Here is a 23,603-nt window from a genome sequence, read left to right on the forward strand (position 1 = left end):
GAAACGGCAATGTACACTTGCGATCTTTATCAAGATACTGCCTGCCAGATTTATTCCCTGCCGGTCAGAGCGTTACCTAGGGTAGAAACTTCGACCCAACCGTAAAGATTAAGTGTCGAGGTGTTGGACGAAGATGCCGATGAGCGTGCGGCCGTCCGAGAGGGAGCCAGGGGTCGTAAAGTGAATTCTGTCGGTATTCCATAGCCGCTTCGCGTGCCACTCGCACAAGTGCAACTCGCCGCTGTGCTTAACGACCCGTTGGCCAGCTGCCTTTCGGTTCTTGTGCGTTTGACTGCTTTCTGGTGAGATCTCTAACCCATGGGAAGCCATGTCGCGTTGGACTAAGTGCCGCACTCCTTTGCGGGCCTCAAAAGACTGGCCAAGGAAATTGTTGAGTACTGTAAACGTTTGCACTACCCAATCGTAGACTTCTTCGTATCCGCCGCGGAACTTGCGAAAATCAAGGTCGGAATGGAAGGCGAGGTGCGGGAAAGCGTGATTAGCAATCGAAAAGAAATTTTCAATTCTGATCTTTTCCCGAGTAAGTGTGAGCTGCCAGTATTCAACTAGGCTCGAAGCCTCCGCTAAGAAGTAAATCTCACCGCTTAAGTCACCTGCCGAAACCGTCAGCAACCCCCGCCTTCCGGCGGTTGAACATACCAGGCATGCCATGAAGTGTGTGCTCGATCGCATTATGGCATAGCCCAATGACCAGCTTTCTACTTGCTCGCCTGCCACCTTGCAGATGGTGGAGACATCATCGACCTCTTCGTCCCAATCTGTGCACCGGTCCAGCAAGGCGCTACAGCGGCGCAGTGTCTCAGCATCAATAGCCGCTGCCTGTTCATAAAGAAGCTTATATAATGGTAAGCCTGTCCGGCATTCGACGTCGAGACAGCATGAGAATTTGGCTACGGTAATCCCGGATCGCAGAATTTCAGACAAGAGGTCGTTAAAGTCATCGATTGCGTATTCAACTTCGATGTCGTCAACGTCGTGGAAAGAGAAGCTGGATTCATCTATCACTAATCTTCGCGGCTCGCCGAGCTTCTCGCTTTGCATGTGCAAGCCTCCCCAGGTCTTGGTCAAGTTGATCGAAAAAGCCGGGAGGCCAGTTAGACATACTTCCTCCGGCGCCAACGTCAATCACAACTGGCGACGACCGGCTGTCGTCAAAGTAATGAACTACGACGTCTGACGCGCTTACGGTTCGGTCATCGACCGCCGCGCGTCGAATTCCGTTTAGCACGTGGTCGCTGTGCGTTTCAACGATGACTTGGGCCCCTGCCCCTGCCACGCGACCCAAGAACCTGCCAAGCTTTGATTGGCCTGCCGGATGAAGGTGAGCTTCTGGATTTTCGACTATCAGTATGCCTTGCCCCACTGCTAGACCAGCGACCACGATCGGCAGCGCATAGGAAACGCCGAATCCGACATTCCCAGGCCTGAGTGGCTGCGATTCAATGTCAGGTGTTTGGAAGCGTATCGTACTCGTCGTCATTCCGAGCGGCCACCGAGCCTCGATACGGATCGGTCGCACGATGTCCGACATCCACGCCTCGACCTGCGCTCGAAAAGTCTGAACCGTGGGGGCAGTGGCGTGGCGCAAAGAGTCTGCAACGACATCTCGTTCTCTGATGGTAATGGCCTGAGCCACGTACTCACCACGAACTCCCACACCGATATTTGATACCTCGGCAGACGTAACCGACAGTTGATCGCGAGGTCCCAGCCGCTCCGCGTTCAAGTAGGTAAAGGGCATGCCGGGAGAGCTGAGTAGCGTCGGCAGCGGTTGCGGCCTGCGAATAATCGGAAGATGCAAGGATCTCTCTTCGATTATTGCTGAAAACTCGTATTCGTGGCAGACGTTGCCGATGTTGAGCGATACTTGGATAATGTGATCCTCGGCTGTCACGCACAGTGCGTCATCGGCCTCGCCGATCTCAAGACTATATGGTCCGTTGAGCTGCACGACCGATGATCGCTCATCCTCGCTGGCCTGCCGTACCAAGAGGAGTGCTTGGATGAGAGAGCTTTTCCCTGCACCGTTAGTGCCGGTTAGAACTGTTAGCTGACGAAGCGGTAGATCAATCTCCCGAAAACGCTTGAAGTTGGTTATTCGAACGCTTTCAATCATTGGCTTTCCCTGACGATTTCGGCAGCCTTTTGAAAACGGTAGCGGACCTTCCTCGCGTCGCCAGTCGAGGTGGTTATCGCGGTAATGTACTCAGCGTCGGCTGACATCGAACTGCGCGCTCGCTCGATGATCTGCTCGCGAACTCGTGAAGCGGTGCGAGTGTTAAGATCGGCTAGCGCGACAGACCAGGATTCGAACAGTGCTCGATTGAATGGGCTGAGATTGTCCCTCTTCAGAGGCCACTTCCGGAACGCGTGCTCACCGAAGACTTCATGGCTGATCGTCATTGCTTGCTTAAAGTCCTGTCGAAGCTGCTCCAGCGTCGCGTCTGAGACGATCTTCGGGTCGTCTAGCCTCCTGGTGGCCTCGTCAAGGAATGGCTCCATCGCCCGGTATCGCTGTTCCTCGTAGACTTCGACTCCGAGGAGGCGGAACGCACAGAATCTCAATACCATCTCTCGGTCTGTCATCCGCACCCTGGATCTGAGTGCCCCACCAACTACGATCTCGAATTCGAGCATAGCTGCACAATCCGACAAAAACGCTCGGCTGCGATTGCGGCTCATGCAATGTCGGATCTCTTGCGAATTTAGCGGCGAACCCCCGGTGTTGAGTCTCTTGAAGATGTTGTATTTGACGTCGGTCGGGGTCGACGGATCTATGACGTGTACAACCAGTTGACTGCTGAAAATCCGTCTCTTCCATGCTTGCGGCAGATCGCTGAATTTTTGCCCGACAGTGGGTTGAAGGTATTCCAGGCCGTGGAGCGCGAAATCTTCGCCGCGGACGAAGGAGTGGATCGTCGACAGTCGCTGCAAACCGTCTACGGCTCTATACATGCCGTCTTCGTCTTCTGCAAAGTAGAAGGCGGGTAACGGGATCTGCAAGATTATTGACTCAATCAGACGAGATTTTTGAGGCGATTTCCAGACGAGGTTTCGCTGAAAATCTGGAGCGAGCTCCAGGTCGCCTTCATCAATTTGATCAAGAACCTGGCGGATGGAGAAAGTTTTCGTGGAAACCCTGATTGCATTCGGGTCCCAGGGTCTCGCGATTGGTTCCTCGTCGTCCGGATCTTCTTCCTCTAGCTCAATTCCTAGCGGCTGGTTGTCGAAGTACTCCTCGCGCGGTTCCCGGGCGACCTCGCTCAACTCGCTCCGCTCCTCCTGCTGGCTCACCTGGCTCGCCTCCGTCGATCAGTTCGATGAGATCATACGGATCGTTTGCTGCCCAGGCTCCACGCCAACGCTGGACCCATCAAGATTTGTCTGCACAGTCAGGTGCTGACCAACGGGCAGAGGGGCAGCCCGATGGCTTCGAGTCCAGTACCACTTAGCCCTTTGTCGGTCGCTAGCAGATCGTCGGTGGTCACGAGGAGTTAGCGTCACGCTTCGCGGTCAGGCTGGTGTAGCGTCGCACTGCAAGTGCCGGGACGGAGGCTCTGCCCTCGTCTGTACCCCAGGAGGGGCGGAGGCGCGGTGATAAAGCCGGACACCATCGGTGCCAGGACCCGGTGCTGGCGGATGCGCCGTGGCGGTATGACTCAAGCCGTTCTCGCCGGGCTCGCTGGCGTCACCCAGTCGTACATATCGCAGGTCGAGTCGGGTCGGCAGACTATCGATCGTCGCTCCACTCTGGTCGCTCTTGCTGCCGCACTCCAGGTCACGGTGGCCGACCTGCTCGGCCAGGGCACCGAGTCCGGTGATCCGGCCCGAGAGAGCGCCGCCGAGTGCGTGCCGGCGATCTGGTCGGCCCTGATCGAGATCGAGGACGGCGAGCGCCGCCCGTCGACCTACACGGAGGACCGGCTGGCTGCCGAGATCGCCCGTGCCGAGCAGCTTCGCACCTCGTGCAGCTACCCGGCGATGGCTCATATGCTGCCCACCCTCCTGCTTGAAGCCTCCGCTGTTGGCGGAAGCGTGCTCGTCCAGGTCGCCTACCAAGCCGCCACCTGCCTGCGGAACCTCGGCTACCGCCACCTGGCCCTTAATGCCGCCCGGCTAGCTGGGGCGGTCGCCGAAGACACCGAAGACCCGGGCTGGATCGCGGCCTCCCGCTTCGCCTATGCGCAAAGCCTGCCGATCGAGTCCGCATCAGTCGCGGCCCGTGCCGCCGACCGGTCACTGATTGAGCTGCAAGCTGACGCCGCCGACGAGCGGGTGCGACAGATGCTCGGACAGCTCCACCTCTCGGCCGCATTGACGTCGACGGTGAGCGGTCGTTTTGGACGTAGCTCGCGATCACCTTGCCGAGGCAGCGCGCGAGGCGGCAACGCTCGGGGATCCGGTCGACGGGGCCGGCTTCAACGGCTGCGGGTTCGGCCCAACCAACGTCGGGCTCTGGGAGATGTCCATCGCCGTCGAGCAGGGCGAGTCCGGCCGGGTCATTGAGCTGTCCCGGACGGTCCGACCGCAGGTGCTCGCAGCGTCGATCCGCCAGCAGTCCTACTGGCTCGATCTCGGTCGCGCCCTGGCGGATGGCGGTCGCCGAGACGTCGAGGCCCTCACCGCTTTCGTACAGGCCGAGCGGGCTGCGCCGATCCCGTTCGCCATCAACCCTCTCGCCCGCGACGCCGTGGTGACCCTGGCGCAGCGAGCCCAGCGCCGAGCCATTCCCGACGAACTGCGCCTGCTCGCCGGCCGCATCGGCATCAACCTGGCCGCATAACTGAAAGTTGTCGAGCCTGCGGGCGGTTCTGCCCTGACATTGGGCTTCGGAGTTGAATGTTCCGTCCGGACGAACGTGGCGCCGTCATGCTTGATTGCACCAGCGAGGCGCCTGTCCAGTTGACTTGGCATCTACGCCAGGCCGTGCCTGTGCTCATAACCCGCGGCTTCCGCACGCTGCCCACCCCCGGGGCACTCCTCGGGCGGGGCGTAGGCACGAATGGTGCCGTTGTGCCGCGCAACTCTTCCGTCGGCGGTGAGGGCTACGGTGCGTTTACAGACGGGGCACCGGCCCCGCTGGTGCTGCGAGCGCTGAGTCACCTTGCCTCCCCATGTGGGTCTTTGCACCTCTTCACTCTCATCCGCCGATCGATGCTGCCCATCATTGTCGATCGAGGCTCGGAAGTGGGCTGACCACGGAAGGTGCCAGACCCGCCCGGACGATGTCGAGCGTCATCGATGCGGTGCGCTGCGGGTGTAGCGTCCAACCGTGCGGGCGTAGCGCTTCGACGCCGCAATCAGGTCCTCTAACTGGGGGTGGGCGTAGGCATGGTGACGAAGCCGGACACCATCGGTGCCAGGGTCCGTTACTGGCGCATGCGCCGTGGCGGGATGACTCAGGCCGTCCTCGCTGGGCTCGCTGGCGTCACCCAGTCCTACGTGTCGCAGGTCGAGTCTGGCCGGAAGACAATCGACCGTCGTTCCACTCTGGTGGCTCTCGCTGCAGCCCTCCAGGTCACGGTGGCGGACCTGCTTGGTCAGGGCACGGAGTCAGGTGATCCGGCCCGTGAGAGCGCGGCCGAGTGTGTGCCGGCGGTCTGGTCGGCCCTGATCGAGATTGAGGACGGCGAGCGTCGCCCGTCGACCTACGCCGCAGATCAACTAGCGGCCGAGATCGCCAGCGCCGATCAGCTCCGCAACTCCTGCAACTACCCGGCGATGGCTCGCATGCTCCCGCGTCTGCTGCTCGAAGCCGCTGCCGTGGGCGGGGCCTCGCTCGCTCAGGTCGCCTACCTAGCCTCCACCTGTCTTCGGCACCTCGGTTACCGCCACCTGGCCCTCAACGCCTCCCGGATATCCGTATCGGCTGCCGAGGACGTCGAAGACCGCGCGTGGATCGGCGCATCTCGTTTCATCTACGCGCAGAGCCTGCCGATCGAGTCCGCACGCCTGGCATCCAGAGTCAGTGACCGCTCGCTGGTGGAGCTTCAGGGAAGCGCATCCGACGTCCGGGTGCGGCAGATGCTTGGTCAACTTCATCTCATGGCCGCGCTGGCCTCGACCGTGGACGCTCGCCCGGACGTGGCCCGCGACCACCTCGCCGAGGCCGCACGAGAGGCGGCGAGTGTGGGAGATCCGGCCGACGGTGGCGGCTTCAACGGCTGCTGCTTTGGGCCAACCAACGTCGGGCTCTGGAAGATGTCCATCGCGGCCGAGCAGGGCGAATACGGCAAGATAATCGAGTTGTCCCGGACGATACGACCGCAGGTGCTCAAGGCGTCGAATCGCCAACTGTCCTACTGGCTCGACATTGGGCGAGCGCTCGCGGACGGCGGTCGTCGGGACTCCGAGGCCCTCGCCGCATTCATCCGGGCCGAACAGGCCGCGCCGATCCCGTTCGCGATCAATCCCCTCGCCCGCGATGCCGTAGCGACCCTGGCCCAGCGCGCCCAGCGCCGAGCCGTCCCCGACGACCTGCGCCTACTCGCCGGCCGCATCGGCATTAACCTGGCCGCATAACTGCCAGTAATCACCGCATCACCATCTGGCCCTAGTGTCCGGTTTGGGACGTGAGCACGTCCTGATGGCCTGGGGCGACGGGTGATAGCGAGCCTCCCGGGCACCGATGGAGGAGGCGGGGATGAGCGGACAGGACGACAACGCTCCGGAGAACACGGGCGAGGTGGCCGAGCAACAGGCTGCCAAGCAGCGTCTCTTGGCCCAGGCCGAGGCAGAGCGCGTACCTGTAGACGACACGACCCGCGCGGTCCCGGACCGGCGGTGGCGGCGTGACCAACGATGACCTCCCGATCGGCCGTCGGGTTGCCCGCTGGCGGGTGCGGCGGTCGATGACGCAGCAGATGCTCGCCGACCGGCTGCGCAGGTCGAAGAGCTGGGTGGACAAGGTAGAGCGGGGCGTGCGCGCCCTGGACCGGTACTCGGTGATCCAGGAACTGGCCCACGTCCTGCGGGTCGACCCGGAGGTGCTGCTCGGCCAGCCGGGCAGCACCCCGGCGGGTACGCCGGACGGGGTGGACGACATCCGGGCGACGCTCGCCTGCTACTACACGCCGCAAGCACCAAAGCAGACGACCGAGGAGCTAAGAAGGCAGGTCGGCTACGCCTGGCTGAGCTACCAGCACGCGCACTACGGGCAGTTGGTGCGGGTGTTGCCGGGTCTGCTCGACGCCATCCAGGGCGCGCGGTCGGCGGAATTGCCGGTACAGGCGTACCGGATCACCTCGTCGCTGCTGGTGAAGCTCGGCGAGGCCGACCTCGGCTGGTTGGCCGCCGACCGGGCGATGTCCGCCGCCGGTGACGACCCGGTCCTGGCGGCAACGGCAGCCATCTCGGTAGCCCAGGCGCTCCGCGCCTCCAACCGCGACCGCCTAGCGCTGACAGCGGGCCTAACCGCCGCGAACCGCATCCTCCCGGCACCCTCCGACCGGACTGATCATGAGGTTGACGGGCTCCATGAAGATCAAAGCGACCGTCAACCTCATGATCACCGGGGCGGGTGCGGGGTTGCACCGGGGTGGTTGGCGGGGGAGTGGGCCGTGGGCGGGACGTTGCTGCTCCAGGCCGCTCTCGCTGCCGCCGGGTGCGGCGAGAGCCGCCGCGCCGACGAGCTGATCGACCGGGCCTCGGCCGTCGCCGCCAACCTTCGGGGGTACGACGATCAGCACCACACCAGCTTCGGGCCGATCGCCGTCGAGTTGGCGCGGGTGCTGGTGGCGGCCTCGCGGGGTGACGCCGTCGAGGCAGTGCGGCGGCATCCGGTGGTTGTGCGACGGGAGGCGTGGCGGCGGTTGCCGGCCGAGTACCGGGGCGCGTATCTGGTGGATGTCGCGCGGGCGTACCTCCAGGTGGGTGACGTGCGCGGCGCTGCCCGCGCGCTCGTCGACGCGGACAGCGTCGCGCCGGCTGAGGTCCGGTGCCGGCCGTTGGCGCGTACCGTGATCGCCGATGTTGCCCGGGGTCACCCGGCGCCGGCCGGTGTGGCGCGACTGGCCAACCTGGTCGGCCTCACCCGCTGACCGACCTACCCGCCGGTCGCGGCTGGCCTCACCTCGTGGCCAGCACGCGTCTGCCGTTGGCGAGCCGGGCGCTCTTGGCCTGCTCGTAGCGTTCGATGTCGGCGGAGCGGCTCGCGATCGTGCGCTGTTGGTGCTCGACCATCGCCGCTTGCCAGATCGTCACGAGATCCGTGCTGTCCTTGCATGCGACGTCGGCCACCGCGGTCCGGCGCTCCACGTCACTGGGATGGTCGGTGCTCCACCGTGGGTCGTCGTTGGCCTGCCAGGGGTCGGCGTAGGCGAACCCCTTGCCGGCCATGCACGTCGACCAGGCCCGGAACCCGGCCTGAACGCGCGCGTCCTGCTCTGCCTGTTGGCCGGCCCGCAGGGCCAGGTCGTACAGGAGCGTCTCGCCGACCGGTGGCGCGCCCTCGGTCAATCGCCGGTTCGCCTCGCCGAGGCAGCCGCCCGCAGGGATCCGGCCGCCGGCCGGCTCGGGTCCGTCGGCGCCGAACCGGGTGCCGCTCAGCGCCAACGCCGTCTTTTCCGGAGGCGGTGCAGGCTTGTCCTCAGCCGCCTCACCGCCAGGTGCGGCGCGGTAGCCGAGGCGCTGCGCCTGGTCGTGCTCCACCAGCCCGTACAACCCGTCGCGCGTGGCGGCCGGCTCGGTGTGGTGCGGTTCCGGCGGCCGGTAGGAGATGCCGAGCCGGCGCATGCAGGCCACGACCAGCTTCGCCTCGGCCCGCTGGAGAAGCAGATCCTCGTCCCCGGACGGGAACAGCCGGTCCAACGGAAGGCTCATGGTCGCCACCGGCGACGGCCCGGCGGGCCGTTGCGCGGGCCCGCTCGGTTCACAGGCGGTCCCGGCAGCGACGGTCAGACAGGCCAGCACCAGGGCCGCGAATTGGCTACGGATCATGGGCATGGAGACCTCGATCAGGCTGGAGGGGCCCGCGTTGCCCGCTGTTTCGCGGCCGACGCGAGCCCCTCGATGCGGTCCTAGGGGCGGCAGCGGGTCTGCGGCTGGCCGGCCCAGACAAAGCAGAACGAGCTGAATCGGTCGTCCCAGTGGTTCCCGTTCTGGTCCCGGTCCAGCGTGAGGTTCAGGGCCTCGTCCGACTGGCCGCTGTTGGCCTTCTGACGCCAGAAGTAGAGGCCCCGGTAGTTCTCGTGCTCGAAGAGGCGGACGGCATTCTGCGTGTCGTAGTTGCGCAGTGAGCTGACGTTGTCGTGCAGCAGGCAGTCCGAGGTGCAGGCAGCCACGAACGACCATTGCTTGAAGTCCGCAGTGGTCGAGAGGGTGTCGTAGCGACCGCCGCGTAGGTCGGGGTGCTGCCACATGCACAGTTCGCCGCTCTCGCACACGCCGTTGCGCGACGTCGCCGCCTGGGCCGGGCTGGCCACGGCCAGGAGCCCGCCGGCCGCCAGCGCCAACGCACCGAAGAACGCCAGGATTTGTCGCTTCATGAGTCTCCTTAGCTGGGGGATCTTTCCGCCGGAGCTGAGTGATCGTGCTGGTGGCACCGGTGTGGACGGCGTCAGTCAACCCCGGGGATAGCGGCGCAGCCGAGACATTCGAACCAGCTCGAATCTCGACCCTGTCCGGCGTTTTCCGGCTTGCCGCTGAGGGGCCGCCCGGGTCTGGTGAGGGGCGCCCAGGTGCGCCCGCGCAGGGGGTGGTCAATGGGCGGGCGTTGGCGCGTACCGTGATCGCCGATGTCGCCCCGCGCGCAGCCGGCGCCGGCCGGCGTGGCGCGACTCGCCACGCTGGTCGGGCTCACGAGGTGAAAGCTCGCCGTCCTGCTATGCGCGGCCGACCCAGGTGGCGACGCACGCCTCGTTGCCCTCGGCGTCGGCCAGGACCCACCACATCGGTGCGTGCGCGTCGGAGACCAGGTTGCCGCCGGCGGCCAGGGCGGCGGCGATGCGAGCCTCTGCCTGATCGTGCGGGACAGCTATGTCGAGGTGCATGCGGTTGCGCTGTGGGCGCGCCTCGTCCGACGGTTGCAAACCGAAGCCCGGGCCGCGGCGCGACGGGTCGAACAGGTAGTCGTCGCCAATCTGCCGATAGCCGAGCAGCGCCTGCCAGAACGGCAGCACGTCCGCCCCGGCGAGTGCGTCAAGGGTGACGTTGATGAGTTGTACGGCGGTCGGGTCGGCGGAGAGGCCCAGCTCCTTGGCGGCGGCCGAGATGCGCCGGGCCAACGCGATGTCGCGCCGAGTCAGGCTCACCGTGACGCCGGTGCCGCGCAAGTCGACGATGAGGGTTTGCTGCTGGGACTCGTCGGCGAGCCGGCCAATCTCATCGACGAGCGCGATGCCCTTTGACAGCGAGCCGGTCGGGAAGTAGGCCGAGACCAGATGGTAGAGGCAGCGCCAGTCCTCGACACCGTCGGCCGCGTGGAACTGCGCGGCCGTGATCTGCCCAGTCATGCCAGCGAACCTAACATCGGCGGCGCGACGGCCTCCTACTCGGCGGTTACCAGCTGAGTATCGGGTTTCCGGGAACGTGAGAATCGGGCATGTACCTGGGCACTGCTGGAGGGGAGACTCGGCAATGCTGGTAACTGGTTATCTCGGCGCGGTGCTCATCGGTGCCCTCGTCGGCCTGCTCGGCCGACTCATCCTGCCGGGGAGGCAGCGGATCGGCTTCTTCGCCACTTTCGTCATCGGCGTCGGCTCGGCGGTGCTGGGCACAGTGGTTGCTCGGGCGCTTGATATCGACGACGGAGCCGGCGTGAAGGTGTGGGTGCTGCGCTGGGACTGGGTGGTGCTCGCGATTCAGGTCGGCGTCGCGATCATCGCCGTGGCGCTGGCGAACATGCTCACCTTCACCCGGCTTGCCGGCGGCGACGACAAGCCCCGTCGGCGAGTCCGCCGCAGCCAGGCCAAGGGCTGAACGAGCGGGAGCGGGCGAGCCACCCAGGTGGCCGCAACACGCGCTGCCCTGTCGTCGGCTGTCCCAGCTGACCTGTGCCGCGCCAGCGGAGGGACCACCCGTCCGAGTGGTCCCTCCGCTGGTTCGCTGGTGAGTGGCTAAACTTCGGGTTGGCAGTTCACCTGTGCTCTGCTGCGGCGGGCGCAGCCTCGGGAGGGTGTTCCAGCACCCTCTCGAGGGGCCGTCCCATCGGACGGCGCCTACTCGCAGAAGACCCGCACTGTGGCATCGGGTGAATCCACCTCCACTGTCACCTCGTCGAGGTGCTCCACGAGCGCCTCCAACTGCTCGGGCTTGAGCTGCGTCAGGTCGATCGGCACACCCGACTCGCTGAGTGAGGCGTTGGCCTTGACCAGGGCCTGCGGCGGGATCAGCGCCGCCAGCCGTACACCAGCGCGCAGCAGTTGCAGTGGCACCCGCACGTTGACCCGCGACGGCTCGCCGTTGTCGGTGGCGTCCACCACCACCCGCAGGTACTTCACCTTGCCCTTCGGTCGGGCGTCGTGACTCACCGTCGCCGGTGCCTGGTCCCGTTCGAGTGCGGCGATGAGCTGCTCCGCCTCCTCGGCGGTGATCTTGCCGGCGGCCAGCATGTCGAGGATGTCCTTGCGTTGTTCGGTCATTCGAACCTCTCCTATCGGATAGCCACGAACACGGCCGTGCGGCCCTGCTCGATGTCGAAGCGGGCGCCGGGCAGCGCCGAGATGACACGCCAAGCGGCGCCGAGTGCCCGCACCACACCGATGCGGAACACGACGCAGGCCACGATCGCCGCCAACACGACCAGGACCACGACCGGGAAGAGCACGAGCGCCACGGGGAGCACCGGAACCCAGACGCGGACGGGCCGGCGGTCCGGGCGGTTTACCTTGACGGTCACCAACTGCGGCATCACGTCCGGCCCTCCAGCTCGGCCAGCGCCTCCTGCGCGGTGATCTCACCGCGGCGCAACCGGTCGATGATGTCGGCTCGCGAGGGCGCCGGGTCGGTCTCGACGAAGTCGAGCATCTGTGTGATCCGGTTGAGTCGTGACTTGATCGTCGGGTAGCTCACCCCGAAGATGCGTTCCATCTCCTTGATCGAACCGTGGCAGCGCACGAACGCCGTGACGAAGACCTGATCATCGACGTTGAGCTGAGCCAGTTGCGGTGGCTCGAACGCGCCCTCGATCGCGACGCCGTTGCTCGCCAGGCGCACCCGCTCGACGACGAACGGCTGCCCCCGCGTCAGGCTGGTCAGGTCCTGCCAGTCCATCGCCTGTTCTGTCATACCTAAAGTTGTACCTTAAGAATCCTCAAGTTCCAAGAAGTTGACCTTAATTTTCTTAAGGTCACGCTGCGGTCGAAGGGTGCTGCTCGCCGGGCGCCCAGCGGGGTCGTGATTGCGACCCGGCTGCCTGCGCGGGCCGCCACTAAGATGCCGGGATGGGCAGGTTTTTGGCGCTCTTCAACGGCGCGGCTGACGAGGCCGACAAGGCCGACCTCACCGAGCAGCAGCAGACCGAGTTCATGAACGCGTGGGCGTCATGGGCGCAGGCCAACGCGAACGCCATCGTCGACCCCGGCGCTCCCTTGCACGCCAAGAAGCGGGTCACGGCGCGAGGTGTCGAGGACTTCACCGACGCCCTGATCGCCTACGCCGTCGTGGAAGCGGGCTCGCACGACGAGGCGGTCCAGATCTTCTCCGGGCACCCGCACCTGGGGCTGTTCGCGGGGAACTCGATCGCCGTCCTGGAGTGTCCGCCGCCGCCCAGCTGACACGCGCGCCGCCCACGATCCATCCACTCGCCCTTTACGGACGTCGCGGTGTCCCGGCTTTTGGACAGGCCGACGTCACTGACGTAGGGACAGGATGCACGTCCGGATCACTCGAAGAACTTGATGCTGAACCCGGTGTCGGCCGTCGGGCCGGGCACGTTGGCGCGGCGGTAGGTGGTGTTGCCCCACCAGCAGAAGGTGCCGGTGTACCAGTAGCGGTTCGCCCAGGAGTACGCGGTGCCCTTGGGCACCCCGTGGTACATCAGTGGGAACCTCGGCCCGGCGGGTGGGCTGGTGGCGATGTCACCGTTGAGCAGCACGAAGCTGTGGTGGCCAGGCCCGTTCACGTGCAGGGTCGGATCCCAGCCGGCCATCATGGTGGCCCGGTTCGAGCCGAACAGGCAGCCGTTCGACTTGTACCAGTCCCACACGTACGTCGGGTCGCCGCCGGCGCGCAGCCGCAGGTCGGCGAGGCAGTACTGGTCGCTCCAACTGCCGTTGGCGGAGTAGACGATGTGGAGCTGCCCGTTGGGGTCCCTGATCGCCTCGGGGGACTCGTTGATGAACGGGTTGCCGACCACGCGCTCCCAGCTCTCGCGGGGCTGGGAGATGACGTGCCGGCCACCGGTCGGGGTGAGCGGGTCGCTCATCCGGCTGAGGTAGATGTTCTGCTCGACGTTGGTGTCCCCGGCCCAGCCCGACCAGACGAACCACCGCTGCCCGTTGAAGGTGAACAGGCTGCCGTCGATGGCCCACCTGCCGTCGGGCAGCGCGAGCTGCCGCTCGGTCGTGTAGCCGCTGGCCGGTGACGCCGAGTGGATCGCGTACATGCGGTGGGCGGTGCCGCGCCCGGCCGAGAAGTAGATGTAGTAGCGGCCGCCATCGGTGACGATCTCCGGGGCCCAGACCTCACCGAGGTTGCGGCTGTCCGTCCAGACCTGCCGCGCGGGTGCGGCGGCCAGCGCGTCGGGAGAGGCCGCCTGCCGAACGGCGATCCCGCCGTTGACCGACTGGACGGAGATGTAGGTGCCGCCGACGCGGATCACGCTGGGATCGGCGGCTCGCAGGCCGGTCTGCCCGGCCGCCGCCGGCCCGGCGCCGAGCGGGGACAGGCCGGTGGCGAGCACGACGGCCAGCAGGACGGAGAGGAGTCGCGGAAGGGTTCGGCTATCCCGGATCTTCGGCCGCCAACAGCCCCGTCCACGCCTGCTGGGCGTGATGCATGCCTGTGGCGAGCGGTGAAACCGCGATCCGACGGAAGTCCGACGTTGGGTGTCCGCCCGCTCACGCAGGGTCCAATCTGGAAGCCGGTTCGCCATGAGGGCGACCGGTACACAGAGGACAATGGAGGGGCTCGGATGCTGATCATCGCGGAGGAGAAGGACGCCTACCCACCGAACGGTCAGATCCCCAACCTGGAAACCGACGAGAAGGCGTGCGGCGACATCCTGACCAGGATCGAACCGCTCCTGCCCACCGACCGTCGGGGAGAGGTGGTCGGTGCCCTGGTGAACTGGTCGGAGAGCGCGCTGAAGCCAGGCCAGAGCTTCGGTACGTGGGCCGAAGCCATCACCGCCGCGACCAGTTACGCGCAGCGCGAGGCCGCGCTCACCACCGACAACAGCCAGCGGCGTCGTGACCAGGCCGTCGACGACGACGAGTTGGTCAAGCTCAAGGCGGCGGTGGGCAGTACGGGCAGGACCGGCGACCCGCAGATCGCGTTGCGCGACGAGAGCCGCAGGTGGGCGAACTGCGGGATGGCGGCGTTCCAGATTCGCGAGAAGTTGCACGCCGCAGGCGGAAAGCTGGCCCGCGTGTCGAGCGAGACCTACGGGACTGGCGGCGGTGAGGCGCTCAAGAAGGCGCTGTTCGTCAAGCCGGTCAGCACCGCTACCGTCCTGCTGCTCGACTGCCAGTTCCCGCAGGTGCACAACTTCATCATCGAGGTGCACCACGACGGGTCGCGCTACCTTGCCCAGGGCTACCAGGGCACCTACTTCGCCCACTGGTGGCTCGGAATCAACGACAGCTACTCCTCCAAGAAGCCCACGCCCGAGATTCTCGCTCTGCGCGAACGGTACGGGTTGGGTCGGGCGATCAGCCCGCAGGATTACGCGACCCTGCTGGACGGCCTGGTCGCGGCCGTCTCGTCCGACTGGCAGGTGACCGCCAACCAGTGGCCGACGTTGCCGTTCAACCCTGACCGGCAGGAGGTCGACGGGATCCGCCGCCGGTCCGGATCGCCGACGCTCCTCGTCGAGGTGTTCGAGCTGGGCAAGCCCGCAGCGGCTCGGGCGGCGCTCGGCGACAACGGCGTCGCGTCGCTCAGCGAGCTGGCCACCCGAGGAATGACAACGGCCTGACACGGTGTCGCCGTTCGGCACGCAGCCGCGTCCGGAATCGAGGCCGGGCAAGGCGTGACGATCATGCTCGATGTGCACCACCCGAGCTGTCGGTGTGGCCGCATCCCGGCAGCCGCTGCGCCTGCCTGGCTCGAAAGGCTAGGAGCGCGGCAGTATGCCCACGAGCGATGTGACGATCGCGAGCCGCAGGGCTGTGCGTAGGTCGACATGGTGGACCGCGAGCGCCGGCTCGGACTCGTAGACGGCGAGCAGGCTCGGCGGCGGCGAGGTGTAGGCGGACAGTGCGCCACCCATGATCAAGGTGTTCAGGCAGAACAGTTCGGCGTTGTCGCCGACCTCGGGCAGGTGCCGCCGGACGAGGTCGGCCATCACCGCGAGCTTGCCCAGTGCGGCCCGCTTGTGCCGGCGGGCCACCTCGACCGAGACGTTGTGCTCGAGCACGCCGCCCTGCGCGCCGAAGAGATCACAGAGCACCGTCTGGGCGGCGAGCGACCGGCTGAGCACGTCCGCCACCTGCTCCGCCCGTTCCATCGCCGGCCCGCTCAGGTCGACACCGTGGGCCAGCTCCTGTTCCAGCTCGGCCAGCCAGGTCGTCGTCCGGTCGTCCAGCAGGTCGAGCAGGATCGCCTCGCGGGACTCGAAATAGCGCAGCACCGCCGTCTTTGCCAGGCCGACCCGCCGGCTCAGCTCGTTCAGGGTCACCTCGGCCACCGGCATCTCGTCGAGCATCGCCGAGGTCGTCTCCAGGATGGCCCGGCGCCGGACCTCACGCTGCTCCTCGCTGCGTGCCCGCTGGAACGTCATGACGCCAACCCTAGCTTAGGTACCGGCGGTCCCTTGACAGCGTACCGGCGGTACCTTACCGTTCTGGCATAAGTTACCGGCGGTACATAAGGAGCCTGACATGAAGTGGACCGAGCAGCAGATTCCGCGCCAGGACGGCCGCGTCGCAGTGGTCACCGGTGCCAACACCGGGCTGGGCTTCGAGACGGCACGGCGACTCGCCGAGCGCGGGGCATCGGTAGTGCTGGCCGTGCGCGACACGGAGAAGGGCAGGCTGGCCGCCGCCCGGATCAACGGCGACGTCTCCGTACGGGAACTGGACCTGGCCTCGTTGGAATCGGTGCGCGCCGCCGCGGTCGGCCTGCGCGCCACCCACCCACGGATCGACCTGCTGATCAACAACGCCGGCGTGATGTACACCCCGAGGCAGACCACCCGCGACGGCTTCGAGCTGCAGTTCGGCACCAACCACCTGGGCCACTTCGCGCTCACCGGCCTGCTGCTCGACCTGCTGCTGCCCGTGCCCGGCTCCCGGGTGGTCATTGTCAGCAGCAACGGCCACCGCATCCGCGGCGCCATCCACTTCGACGACCTGCAGTGGGACCGTTCCTACGGACGGGTCGCCGCCTACGGCCAGTCGAAGCTCGCCAACCTGATGTTCACCTACGAGCTGCAGCGCCGGCTCGCCGCGCACGGCACCACCGTCGCGGTGGCCGCACACCCCGGCATCTCCAACACCGAACTGCCCCGCAACGTCCCGGCGGTCGTCCGCCGACCGCTCACCTGGATCGCCCCGGTGATCACCCAGCCCGCGACGGCGGGCGCGCTGCCCACCCTGCGGGCCGCCACCGACCCGTCCGTCCTCGGCGGGCAGTACTACGGCCCCGACGGCCTGGCCGAGGCGCGCGGCTACCCGAGGCTTGTCACTTCCAGCCCCGACTCGTACGACGTGAGCGTGCAGCAACGCCTCTGGGCCGTCTCGGAGGGCCTCACCGGCGTGCGGTTCCCGGTGGGCAGGGCAACCGTCACGGCGTGACCGTGCCAAGGGCGGGACCGCGGCTTTTGTGGCCCATCACAACTCCATGATCGACTCGGCCGGGGCGGTTGGGCGCCGAGGCGTGGCGGGCTGGGCGGGTGGGAGTCAGGGCGTGGCGGGCTGGGGTGCGGGTGTGAACGGGGCCAGGAGCAGGTCGGTGAGGCGCCGCCTGGCCTCCTCGTCGCCGCTCAACCGCAGGGCGCCCGACTCCGTCGCCGCCGCCATGGTGATCTCCTGCCCGCAGACTGCCCGAAGGGTGTCGATGTCGGTGGTGAGCGCCGCATCGGGGTCGGACGCCGTGCCGCGCCGGAGCTGCACCGCCTCGCCGGCGACGTCGGCGAGGTACGTGTCGGAGTCGATGTGGAACGCGTAGCTGCCGGCGAGTGCCGGCGCGCGCGCCGGGTCGAACGCGGCCTTGATGCTGAGCAGCAGGGAGTCGACGCCGAGGGGGCCGTCGGGAAGTTGGGGGGACTGGCTTCCCCAGCGTCCGAACTGAAGGAGGACCGGCTCCAGGTCGCGGCCCCATTCGGTCAACTCGTAAAGGTGGACCCGCGTCGGCGGGCCCAGGTCCCGCCGCCGCACCACGCCGTGCTCGGTCAACTGGCGCAGTCGCTGGCTCAGCACGTTGGGGCTCACCCCGGGTAGGCCGCCGAGCAGGTCGTTGAACCGCCGGGGGCCGAGCAGAAGGTCGCGTACCACCAGCAGCGCCCATCGTTCCCCGATGATGTCCAGTCCACGCGCGACACCGCACGGATCTCCGTAACTGCGCATGCCGCTCATGGCGTCCACCCTACCTGGATCCTCATTTAGGAGTATCACTTGTTCTTTAGGAGTTGGACCCCTAGCGTGGCTCACGTGAGCCTGCCGAAGTGACGTGAAGCTGGACCCCGGGGCTCACCACACCATGAGGGCGAGGACGACTTGCGCAAGATTGTCGTGTCGATGTGGATCACGGTGGACGGGTTCGTCGCCGGCCCCGACGACGAGATGGACTGGCTGCTGGTCGACGACCACCTGCAAAAATACGAGCGGGCCCTGGTGGACAACGCCGGCAGCCTGATGCTGGGCCGGATCACGCACGCCGACTTCGCCGGCCACTGGCCGTCGACCGCGCAGAACCCCGACCAGCCGGACGTCGTGCGGGGGTACGCCCAACGCCTCGACACGTTGGAGAAGATCGTCGTTTCCGCCTCGGGAAACACCGCCACCTGGGCGAACACCCGGCGACTCTCTCGCCTCGACGCCGACGGGATCACCGACATCAAGCGTGAGCCCGGTGGCGACATCGTGGTCTACGGCAGTCTCACAGTGATCCGATCCCTCGCCGATCTCCGGCTCATCGACGAGCTGCACCTCTTGGTGCACCCCGTGTTCCTTCGTCGAGGCAGGGCGCTGTTCGACGGTGGTCAGCCGCCGGCACGACTGGAGCTGGTGTCCGCCGAACCCTTCGCCTCCGGAGTCGTCCTGGTGAAATACCACCCCGCCTAGGTGCTCACAGGTGGCGACGACCACCCGGGTGGCCTGGGCGATGAGGGCGTCGTCGGGGGTGACGTCCTTCGTCTCGCGGCTGGACAGCACGGCGAGCACGATCGGGGCCCGGTCGGGCGGCCAGATCACCGCGATGTCGTTGCGGGTGCCGTACCCGCCGGTCCCGGTCTTGTCCCCGACCACCCAACCCGCCGGCACCCCGGCGCGGACCAGCGCCGCGCCGGCAGCCGTCGGACCGAAACCGCCATCATCGGCCCTCCTGAAGCCCGTCGGTCAGGGCAGGATCTCGACGTACCCGTCGCTGCCGTGCACGCGGATCCGCTGCCCGTCGCGAATCAGCCGGGTGGCGTCGAGCACGCTGACGACAGCCGGCAGGCCATACTCCCTCGCGATCACCGCGCCGTGCGTCATCAACCCGCCGACCTCCGTCACCAGCCCGGCGATGCCGACGAACAGGGGCGTCCAGCTCGGGTCCGTGTGGGCCGTGACGAGGATGTCACCCGCTTCGAGGTCGGCCTGCGCCATGTCCAGGATGACGCGGGCGCGTCCTTCGACAGTCCCGGAGGACACCGGCACACCGGCCAGGGCACCGGCCGGCACGTCGTCGCGTCGGTACGCCCCGGTGATCGCCTCGCCGTCGGAGGTGAGCACCCGGGGCGGGGTGAGCGTCTGGTACGACCGGAACGCGTCCCGGCGCTGCCGGATCAGCTCGTCGTCCACCCGGTGCGTGCGCGCGACCTCGTGGAACTCGTGGAACGTGAGGTAGAAGACGTCTTCGGCCTCGGTGAGCACCCCGGCGCGCACCAGGCGTTCGGCCTCCGCGAGCAGGGCCTGCTTGTAGGTGAAGTAGCGGCTGACGATGTCGTACTTCGGGTACTCCCGATAGCCGATGAAGGCCCGCACCTGGTCGATCATCCGCGCGGTCTCGTCGGCCTTCTGCTGCCCGTCCGGCAGCGCCCGCAGGCGCGTCAACACCTCCTGCGCCTGCCGCTGCGCCTGCTGTCGGCCCTGTTCGAAGCGCCGCCGGGCCGCCCCCGGCTCGAAGAGCTTGATGTTGTCCAGCAGCACGGGCACCAGCGTGCTGGGGCGTTCGCGCCACCGCGGCCTGGTGATGTCGATCTCGCCGACGCAGCGCATGCCGTACCGGTCGAGGTACGCCTCGATGGCGACGCGCGCCTCGGCCCCGCCCGCGACCTTCGGCAGCTCGTCGAGGAAGTCGTCGTGCGCGACGTCCTGGAGGAACGCCACCACCTCCGGACAGGGACGGATCACGTCGGCGACGTCGAGCAGCGCCAGCCCCATCTCCGACGTGATGTTGCCGGGCGCGGAGAGCGTGAGAGTGTCCGCGGCGTTCTTCTCGCCCAGCCACTCGTGCAGCCGGTCGTTGAGCCACCAGGTGGCCTCCATGCCGGCCATGATCGCCTGCATGTTCAGCGGATCACCGAGGACCCGCTTGTGCTCCTGGAAGGCTTCCAGCAGGAAGTCGAACAGCGCCGTACCGGTCACCGTCGCGATGTCGCGCCGCAGGGCGGCGATGGACGCCTCGCTGCGTTCGACCAGTTCGGTGACGACGGCCGGGTCGGTCTCGATCGACGTGGACGCGCCGCCGGTCGTCGGCTTACCCGGACCGCCCTGGTCCGGAAGCGTCGGGATGAAGTCCCGGCGGTCGATCAGGGTTTCCAGCGCGTCCTTCATCAGCGGATCGTCGCGCCCCGCCATAGTGAGGAAGCCGGCGCGGCTGGCGGGGGAGGCCAGCAGTCGGGTGGCGTCGACGAACAACCTCCCGCCGGCCGCCAGCATCGGGGCCATGGCCGTCAGCTGCCACATGGAGAGCCCCAGCGGTCGCATGGCGTCGGTCATCATCTGCTGGTGACCGACCGAGAGGTACACGTGGTTCTCCTGGTCATCGGCCACCGGGATGGGAAACAACGTGGTGATCGGTCGGCTCTGCACGATCTGGAAGTCGTCGCCGACCAGGCACCACTCGATGTCCTGCGGACGGCCGAAGTGCGCCTCGATCCGTCGACCGAGCCGCACGAGTCGCACCACCTGAGCCCGCGTCAGCGCCGGCTGCTCCTGCCGCTGCGTGTCGATCTCCACCTCCCGAGTGCCGCCGCCGGGCAGCGCGGCGACGGCACGCTGCTTCGCGGCGACAGTGCCGGCGACGACCTCGCCGTCGCGCACCGTGAAGACGTCCGGGTTCACCAGGCCGGACACCAGGGCCTCACCGAGGCCGAAGCTGGCGTCCACTGTCGCGACCTTCCGGTTGCCCGTCACCGGGTCCGCGGTGAACAGGATGCCGGAGGCATCCGGAAAAACCATCTGCTGTACGACGACAGCCATCTGAACCGTGCGGTGGTCGATGCCGTTGCGCAGGCGGTAGATGACGGCCCGCTCGGTGAACAGCGACGCCCAGCACCGGCCGACGTGCCGCAGGATCGCCTCCGGCCCCACCACGTTCAGGTAGGTGTCCTGCTGCCCGGCGAAGGACGCGGTGGGCGTGTCCTCCGCCGTCGCGCTGGACCGCACGGCGTAGGCGGCCTGCTCGCCGAACCGGGCGAGCGCGCCGGTGATCGCGGCGGCCAGGTCGCCCGGGATCGCGGTCTCCTCGACGCTGCGGCGGATCTCCGCGCTGAGCGGGCCAATCGCCTCCCGGTCGTCCGGGCTCAGGCGCGACAGCTCATCGAGTCGGTCGTCGATCGACGGCGTCTGCGCCATGATCCGCCGGAAGGCGGCCGTCGTCACGCAGAACCCCGCCGGCACCCGAATGCCGTCGATCCGGGACAGCGCGCCCAGGTGCGCGGCCTTGCCACCGACAATTGACACCTGCGTCTCGTCGACCTCTCGAAGATCCAACAGCGGTGCCCGGTCGTCGCGGCCCCCGTCCATCGACAACACACCCACGTCGTGCCCCCGTTGCCTCGTTCGTGCTGGTCCGGCCGCCGATTCTGCGCCACGACCGGGGCCTTGCCGCAAGCCCCCGGGTGCGGTATACGTTAGAAGTGGCAGGGAGAGGGATCTCGTTGCCGCTTGTTGTTCTTCGAGGGCGGCCGGGCCCGTTCAGTCGTCGGGCAGTCGGCGCGGCTCGATTCTCAGCCCTCTGCCGAGCTGCCAGGAGGCGGTCGGCCAGGCCGCGATGAAGCCAGCTATCAGCCCGAGCTGACCGGCGAACCAGAACGTGGGGCTGTCGGGTCGCAGGTGTGGCTCCGTAAAGATCACCCGATGTGCGAGCGCCAGCCACACGAACAGCGCCACCTCGAACGTGGTGATCGTCCGCAGCTCGATCCTGCCGACGTTCGACAGTGCGTGCCGGATCTTTCCGAGGCTGCGACCCGGCCCGGCGAAGTACCGGAAGAGCACGGCGATCGTCACCGCCATCAGGTAGTCGCCGGCGTAGCCGACCCACAGCGGGTCCTCGGCCGGGTCGAATCTCACTGCGTACAGGGCGACCTCGGCGACGATGAACCCGAGAGTGCAGTGCGCGCCGCAGCGGGACACGTGAGTGACGACGATGCCCCGGCGGGGCCGTCGTGGTTGACCCTCGTGCCGCCGTCGAGAGAACGCCTCGGGCCTGCCCCAGTTCCAGTAGAGGCGGACGCCGGCCGGGCCGATGTAGAGGACTGTCACCAGCCAGACGATCTCCATGACCCGGACCGGCTGCCGGTGCCCGCGGAGATAGGTGTCGGCCAGCACGACCGCGATGCTGACGACGCCGAGTGCGAGCGAAGTCCACGAGAGCGCTACGAGCCAGGTTGGATGCATTCCCGCCCCTTCCGTCAGCCGGGCGAGTCTTTCACGGCGTACTCGTTCAGATCGGCAGATCGGGCGTTCCCGCGTTCCGGCACGGACGGATTCACCCTCCCCGGCCCCGCCCGGACGGTGGAGTGAACCAGCCGGCCGCTGCACTACGGTGCGAGGGTGACGAGTGCCCCTCGCGAAGCGGAAGCGCGTGTCGGCCCGATCGGCGCGCTGCTGAGCCGATTCGTCTTCCTGGCCATCTGCCTACCCGGACCGGTCCTGCTCGTCGCCGCCGTGACGCTGAACCCACCGCGATCGTCCAGCGACTTCTGGGGTCTGCTGGTCGGTGGCGTCCTGGCGACAGCCATCGGTGTCGGGTTCGGCGTCTTCGGTTGGCGGGTGGTCGCCCGATCCCGTCGCGACACGCGTCGGTTGGCCGCGGCCGGTGTCGCCGCGACGGCAGAGGTTCTCCAGGTGGCGAACCACCTGGACGGCGAGAATCCCGGGCTGGAACTCCGTCTGTGGATCAGCGGGCCGGGGTTCACGCCGTTCGAGGCGGACACGATCCGCGCGGACGATCCGGCGCTCGTGCCGGGCGCGGTGCTGGCTGCGGTCGTGGACCCCGCTGACCGTCTCTTCGCGATCATTTGACGTCTCCTGGCACCCGCCGATTCCATCCCGGCCACGGGGACAGCTTCGACCGGACGCGCCTTCGCCAGTTGGCCGAGACCTACCTGCGCAGAACGGCCCCGATCACTGCCCAGACATGAAAGCTGACGTATAGCATAATTACGGATGTGCCTCCCAAAAGGGAAACTTCACGGCTTACCCGTAGCCCGGGCCGGTTGCTGGCCTTCAGCGACGGTGTCTTCGCGATCGCCGTGACGCTCCTCGTGCTGGAGATCCAACCGCCCCACGACTTCGGGCGCCTCGTCCAGGGGCTCGGTGCGCTGTGGCCGTCGTACCTGGCGTACACGTTGAGCTTCCTGCTCATCGGGCAGGTGTGGGTGAATCACCACGTCATGTTCGATCGCGTCCGGCACGTCGACCGAGGGGTCCTGTTCCTCAACACGTTGCTCCTGATGGTCATCGCGTTCCTGCCGTTCTCCACGTCACTGCTTGCCGAGGCGTTGCGCGCGGAGCAGGGGCTACGCGCGTCGGTCGTCGTCTACGGCGGCACACTGTGGACGGCTGCGGCTCTCTTCAACATCGTGTGGGCGCACCTGCGGCGGGCCAACCTGCTGGACCCCGGCCTCGGTCCGTTCGGGGCGCGGGCCATCGGTCGCCGCTTCGCGCTCGCGCTGGTCTGGATCGGCTCCGGCATCCTCGTCGGCGCGTTCGTGCCGATCGCCGGAGTCGCCATCATCGCCGGGTTCCTGCCCGCCTACTACCTGCCCATCCGCGGCGAGTACGGCGAGGACGACACCGCCGGACAAACGGCCGTGTAACTAGAGTCGGTGC

Annotated in this window: 24 protein-coding genes and 2 pseudogenes; 11 read left to right on the plus strand and 15 right to left on the minus strand. The window is 67.0% G+C overall.

Going from position 1 to position 23,603, the window contains the following annotated elements; translation table 11 throughout:
• Positions 1-108: 108 nt before the first annotated feature.
• Genes PSH03_RS16600 through PSH03_RS16610 form a run of 3 tightly spaced genes read right to left on the minus strand, consistent with a single transcriptional unit; the run spans position 109 to position 3,315 of the window.
• Positions 109-1,062 (minus strand): hypothetical protein, encoded by a 954-nt coding sequence (locus PSH03_RS16600; RefSeq protein ID WP_238689672.1) that lies wholly within the window; start codon positions 1,060-1,062, stop codon positions 109-111.
• Complete coding sequence (locus tag PSH03_RS16605; RefSeq protein ID WP_238689673.1) at positions 1,016-2,137, minus strand: DUF3696 domain-containing protein; 1,122 nt, start codon at positions 2,135-2,137, stop codon at positions 1,016-1,018. The genes PSH03_RS16600 and PSH03_RS16605 overlap by 47 nt, the downstream gene beginning before the upstream one ends.
• The gene (locus PSH03_RS16610) at positions 2,134-3,315 is read right to left on the minus strand and encodes a DUF262 domain-containing protein (RefSeq protein ID WP_238689674.1); all 1,182 of its coding nucleotides are present in this window, start codon (positions 3,313-3,315) and stop codon (positions 2,134-2,136) included. Before PSH03_RS16610 ends, PSH03_RS16605 begins: the two co-directional genes overlap by 4 nt.
• Before the next feature lie 303 nt (positions 3,316-3,618).
• Here PSH03_RS16610 and PSH03_RS16615 point away from each other — a divergent pair.
• From PSH03_RS16615 to PSH03_RS16635, 4 genes and pseudogenes are all read left to right on the plus strand, one after another.
• Positions 3,619-4,804: pseudogene (locus PSH03_RS16615) on the plus strand (helix-turn-helix domain-containing protein).
• A 548-nt stretch (positions 4,805-5,352) separates the two neighbouring features.
• Positions 5,353-6,543, plus strand: a complete 1,191-nt coding sequence (locus PSH03_RS16625) for a helix-turn-helix domain-containing protein (protein WP_238689677.1) — start codon at positions 5,353-5,355, stop codon at positions 6,541-6,543.
• 121 nt (positions 6,544-6,664) lie between these two features.
• Positions 6,665-6,826: a hypothetical protein gene (locus PSH03_RS16630; RefSeq protein ID WP_238689678.1), complete on the plus strand. Its 162-nt coding sequence runs from the start codon at positions 6,665-6,667 to the stop codon at positions 6,824-6,826.
• Positions 6,813-8,060: a helix-turn-helix domain-containing protein gene (locus PSH03_RS16635; protein ID WP_238689679.1), complete on the plus strand. Its 1,248-nt coding sequence runs from the start codon at positions 6,813-6,815 to the stop codon at positions 8,058-8,060. The genes PSH03_RS16630 and PSH03_RS16635 overlap by 14 nt, the downstream gene beginning before the upstream one ends.
• 28 nt (positions 8,061-8,088) lie before the next feature.
• Here the strand turns inward: PSH03_RS16635 and PSH03_RS16640 are convergent, their stop codons facing one another.
• The 3 genes from PSH03_RS16640 to PSH03_RS16650 form a co-directional block, all read right to left on the minus strand.
• Positions 8,089-8,964, minus strand: a complete 876-nt coding sequence (locus PSH03_RS16640) for a hypothetical protein (protein WP_238689680.1) — start codon at positions 8,962-8,964, stop codon at positions 8,089-8,091.
• A 74-nt stretch (positions 8,965-9,038) separates the two neighbouring features.
• Positions 9,039-9,506: a peptidase inhibitor family I36 protein gene (locus PSH03_RS16645; RefSeq protein ID WP_091408216.1), complete on the minus strand. Its 468-nt coding sequence runs from the start codon at positions 9,504-9,506 to the stop codon at positions 9,039-9,041.
• 336 nt (positions 9,507-9,842) lie between these two features.
• Entirely contained in the window at positions 9,843-10,472 is a 630-nt protein-coding gene (locus PSH03_RS16650) for a 4a-hydroxytetrahydrobiopterin dehydratase family protein (protein WP_238689681.1), read from the minus strand.
• Between the two features lie 124 nt (positions 10,473-10,596).
• Between PSH03_RS16650 and PSH03_RS16655 the strand changes: the two genes are divergently transcribed.
• The gene (locus PSH03_RS16655; RefSeq protein WP_238689682.1) at positions 10,597-10,938 is read left to right on the plus strand and encodes a GlsB/YeaQ/YmgE family stress response membrane protein; all 342 of its coding nucleotides are present in this window, start codon (positions 10,597-10,599) and stop codon (positions 10,936-10,938) included.
• Between the two features lie 239 nt (positions 10,939-11,177).
• On the opposite strand, the gene PSH03_RS16660 is transcribed toward PSH03_RS16655, so the two are convergent.
• The 3 genes from PSH03_RS16660 to PSH03_RS16670 all read right to left on the minus strand — a co-directional run bounded on the left by PSH03_RS16660 (position 11,178) and on the right by PSH03_RS16670 (position 12,246).
• Positions 11,178-11,600 carry an SHOCT-like domain-containing protein gene (locus PSH03_RS16660; RefSeq protein WP_210784252.1) on the minus strand — a complete coding sequence of 141 codons (423 nt, stop codon included), beginning with the start codon at positions 11,598-11,600 and terminating at the stop codon, positions 11,178-11,180.
• Between the two features lie 11 nt (positions 11,601-11,611).
• Positions 11,612-11,794 (minus strand): hypothetical protein, encoded by a 183-nt coding sequence (locus tag PSH03_RS16665; protein ID WP_238689683.1) that lies wholly within the window; start codon positions 11,792-11,794, stop codon positions 11,612-11,614.
• A 74-nt stretch (positions 11,795-11,868) separates the two neighbouring features.
• The gene (locus PSH03_RS16670) at positions 11,869-12,246 is read right to left on the minus strand and encodes a DUF2089 domain-containing protein (RefSeq protein ID WP_238689684.1); all 378 of its coding nucleotides are present in this window, start codon (positions 12,244-12,246) and stop codon (positions 11,869-11,871) included.
• A 155-nt stretch (positions 12,247-12,401) separates the two neighbouring features.
• Between PSH03_RS16670 and PSH03_RS16675 the strand changes: the two genes are divergently transcribed.
• Positions 12,402-12,734: a YciI family protein gene (locus tag PSH03_RS16675; RefSeq protein ID WP_210784257.1), complete on the plus strand. Its 333-nt coding sequence runs from the start codon at positions 12,402-12,404 to the stop codon at positions 12,732-12,734.
• 107 nt (positions 12,735-12,841) lie between these two features.
• Here the strand turns inward: PSH03_RS16675 and PSH03_RS16680 are convergent, their stop codons facing one another.
• Positions 12,842-13,861: a glycoside hydrolase family 43 protein gene (locus PSH03_RS16680; RefSeq protein WP_238689685.1), complete on the minus strand. Its 1,020-nt coding sequence runs from the start codon at positions 13,859-13,861 to the stop codon at positions 12,842-12,844.
• Between the two features lie 231 nt (positions 13,862-14,092).
• On the opposite strand from PSH03_RS16680, the gene PSH03_RS16685 reads away from it, so the two are divergent.
• Complete coding sequence (locus tag PSH03_RS16685) at positions 14,093-15,097, plus strand: hypothetical protein (RefSeq protein WP_238689686.1); 1,005 nt, start codon at positions 14,093-14,095, stop codon at positions 15,095-15,097.
• Positions 15,098-15,235: 138 nt separating this feature from the next.
• Here the strand turns inward: PSH03_RS16685 and PSH03_RS16690 are convergent, their stop codons facing one another.
• On the minus strand, positions 15,236-15,901 hold the full coding sequence (locus PSH03_RS16690) for a TetR/AcrR family transcriptional regulator (protein WP_210784263.1): 666 nt from the start codon (positions 15,899-15,901) through the stop codon (positions 15,236-15,238).
• A 100-nt stretch (positions 15,902-16,001) separates the two neighbouring features.
• Between PSH03_RS16690 and PSH03_RS16695 the strand changes: the two genes are divergently transcribed.
• Positions 16,002-16,916, plus strand: a complete 915-nt coding sequence (locus tag PSH03_RS16695; RefSeq protein ID WP_238689687.1) for an SDR family NAD(P)-dependent oxidoreductase — start codon at positions 16,002-16,004, stop codon at positions 16,914-16,916.
• A gap of 105 nt (positions 16,917-17,021) precedes the next feature.
• Here the strand turns inward: PSH03_RS16695 and PSH03_RS16700 are convergent, their stop codons facing one another.
• Positions 17,022-17,696: a winged helix-turn-helix transcriptional regulator gene (locus PSH03_RS16700; RefSeq protein WP_238689688.1), complete on the minus strand. Its 675-nt coding sequence runs from the start codon at positions 17,694-17,696 to the stop codon at positions 17,022-17,024.
• Positions 17,697-17,837: 141 nt separating this feature from the next.
• Between PSH03_RS16700 and PSH03_RS16705 the strand changes: the two genes are divergently transcribed.
• Positions 17,838-18,404: a dihydrofolate reductase family protein gene (locus tag PSH03_RS16705; RefSeq protein ID WP_238689689.1), complete on the plus strand. Its 567-nt coding sequence runs from the start codon at positions 17,838-17,840 to the stop codon at positions 18,402-18,404.
• 15 nt (positions 18,405-18,419) lie between these two features.
• Here PSH03_RS16705 and PSH03_RS33190 read toward each other — a convergent pair.
• The 3 genes and pseudogenes from PSH03_RS33190 to PSH03_RS16720 all read right to left on the minus strand — a co-directional run.
• Positions 18,420-18,626: pseudogene (locus PSH03_RS33190) on the minus strand (serine hydrolase); the annotation flags it as partial.
• A 51-nt stretch (positions 18,627-18,677) separates the two neighbouring features.
• Positions 18,678-21,293 carry a rifamycin-inactivating phosphotransferase gene (rph, locus tag PSH03_RS16715; protein WP_238689690.1) on the minus strand — a complete coding sequence of 872 codons (2,616 nt, stop codon included), beginning with the start codon at positions 21,291-21,293 and terminating at the stop codon, positions 18,678-18,680.
• 171 nt (positions 21,294-21,464) lie between these two features.
• Positions 21,465-22,166, minus strand: coding sequence for a DUF4396 domain-containing protein (locus PSH03_RS16720; protein ID WP_210784272.1), 702 nt, complete (start codon positions 22,164-22,166; stop codon positions 21,465-21,467).
• Between the two features lie 156 nt (positions 22,167-22,322).
• Between PSH03_RS16720 and PSH03_RS16725 the strand changes: the two genes are divergently transcribed.
• Together PSH03_RS16725 and PSH03_RS16730 are read left to right on the plus strand one after the other, a co-directional pair.
• Positions 22,323-22,793 (plus strand): hypothetical protein, encoded by a 471-nt coding sequence (locus tag PSH03_RS16725; protein WP_238689691.1) that lies wholly within the window; start codon positions 22,323-22,325, stop codon positions 22,791-22,793.
• A gap of 194 nt (positions 22,794-22,987) precedes the next feature.
• The gene (locus tag PSH03_RS16730; RefSeq protein ID WP_238689692.1) at positions 22,988-23,590 is read left to right on the plus strand and encodes a TMEM175 family protein; all 603 of its coding nucleotides are present in this window, start codon (positions 22,988-22,990) and stop codon (positions 23,588-23,590) included.
• The last annotated feature ends 13 nt before the right edge of the window (positions 23,591-23,603 follow it).

This window comes from Micromonospora salmantinae (genome assembly GCF_022230905.1).
GTDB lineage: Bacteria > Actinomycetota > Actinomycetes > Mycobacteriales > Micromonosporaceae > Micromonospora > Micromonospora salmantinae.